Origin of the sequence: Microbacterium sp. LB12 (assembly GCF_037150835.1) — a bacterium.
Classification (GTDB): Bacteria; Actinomycetota; Actinomycetes; order Actinomycetales; family Microbacteriaceae; genus Microbacterium.
On the sequence record NZ_JBBCPF010000049.1, the window covers coordinates 1 to 368 of the forward strand.

The 368-nt window shown below is 69.3% G+C and carries 1 protein-coding gene; it reads left to right on the top strand.

What is annotated here, in order from left to right; translation table 11 throughout:
• On the top strand, positions 1-368 hold a 368-nt coding region (locus tag WFM69_RS19330), incomplete at both ends, for an AbgT family transporter (protein ID WP_337007470.1).

The following is a 368-nucleotide window of genomic DNA, read 5'->3' on the forward strand; positions in this document are numbered from 1 at the left end:
CTTCTACTTCGGGATCGTCTCGACCTTCCTGCTCACGACGGTCGCGCTGCTCGTGACGATCTTCGTGACCGAGAAGCGCCTCGGCGCCTACGACCGCCGCGAGATGACCATCGCCGACGAGGCCGAGAGCGTCGACCACGCCGCGGAGGCGCGGGGGCTGAAGTTCTCGTTCTGGGCGCTGCTCGGCTTCATCGCGCTGATCCTCGCCCTCACCCTGCCGCCCGGTGCGCCGCTGCGCGACCCGGAGACGGGCGACATCATCGGTACGACGCCGTTCATGGCGAGCCTGGTGTTCATCATCTCGCTGGCGTTCCTGGTGTGCGGCATCGCCTACGGCGCGGGCGCGAAGACCCTCCGCGGCGGCAGCG